Source organism: Microcoleus sp. T3_D1 (genome assembly GCF_036700405.1).
GTDB lineage: Bacteria > Cyanobacteriota > Cyanobacteriia > Cyanobacteriales > Microcoleaceae > Microcoleus.
This window is the reverse complement of record NZ_JAUBOV010000202.1, coordinates 1-1,370: the sequence shown is the minus strand read 5'-3', so window position 1 is coordinate 1,370 and position 1,370 is coordinate 1. Positions and strand designations below refer to the sequence as shown.

The following is a 1,370-nucleotide window of genomic DNA, read 5'->3' as shown; positions in this document are numbered from 1 at the left end:
GTTAGAGTCGATAGGGGCATTTCTACCCCTACCTCTCCTTCAGAACCGGACATGAAACTTTCGCCTCATCCGGCTCCTTGATATCTTCATCCTTTGTTAGGGATACAATTCAAAACGGATTGCTAGAATAGTCCTTGTTGATAGAACCGTCATTTTCCGTTTTTGTGTCGTGACAGTGTTTATGTAGAAGTTGGAGGTTTTTGTACTCATCCTTACCGCCTAGTGAGCGGGGTTGGATATGGTCAACTTCTACAGTGTCTGTAGGTGTAAAGTACAGACCACAGTGGGTACATTTACCTTTTTGTGTCTTAAGCAGTGTTGCCACTCTTGTTGGTGTTTCGGGGTATTCTCCGCGTCTCTTGCTCCAGTAAATCCAGTCACCATCGTAAGGCGTTGCGTTACCCTTCACTTTGATGTGCCTTACAATAGGCCTTGCATTGTGTTGGACTAATTCTAAACCTTCTTCTGTGCTGAAACACCAATTTCTGTCGCCTACTGTTCGCCAGTATTTGTCTTTATTGATGCTACCTTTTCCCCGTCTTCTCGCCCATGCTCTTAACTTGTCATAAGTAAGGTTGTCTACCTTTAGGAAGGTTTCTTTACTTACTACTGTTGAGTAATAGTTTGACCATCCCCTAATTATTGGATTCAGCCTTTTGATTAAGGCATATTGGGGAGAGTGGCTATGGTTGTCTATTACTTCTGCAATCTTCGTAAGATGGGCTTTGACTTTGGGCTTAGACGGGGTGATTAATGTTGTAAAACCTAGCGGTATTCCTACTGTATTTTTGGCACTTCGATAGTTGCCTACCTTGTGTTGTTGTACATGGAATCCTAAGAACTCAAACCCAACATTTCCATTATATTCGTTGAGGGTGTGGGTTAATTTTGTTTTACTTGGCTTCAATTCTAAGCCAACATCACTTAACCATTCTGCAATTATTTTTTGACAGGCTAGTATTACTTCAATGTCTTTGTGAATAATCACAAAATCATCGGCGTATCGGATTAAACTTAGAGTACCTCGTTTATCTTTTTTACTGATTCCGTAGTATCCTTTTGTTAGCGTTTCCGCATATTGCTTAACCCGTTCTTCCATTCCGTGAAGGGCTATGTTAGCCAAAAGTGGAGAAATGACCCCACCTTGTGGTGTGCCTTCTTTGGTCGGGAAGATTTCACCTTGGTCTAATACCCCGCTTTTAAGCCAGGATTTAATTTGTGTTCGGAGTCCTGGATAGGTATTGATTTTGTCAAGTAATGCTTTGTGATTAATGCGGTCAAAACATTTGGCAATATCAGCGTCTAGCACATATTTAGCTTTGTATCTGATACTGTCAAAGATAGCTCCAATCGCATCGTGACATGACCTA

General features: G+C 41.5%; 1 protein-coding gene. It reads right to left on the bottom strand.

Annotation, left to right across the window (positions count from 1 at the left end):
• Positions 1-109: 109 nt before the first annotated feature.
• Positions 110-1,370: reverse transcriptase domain-containing protein (locus tag QT992_RS33370; RefSeq protein ID WP_333378757.1), on the bottom strand; the 1,261-nt coding region annotated here is incomplete at its 5' end.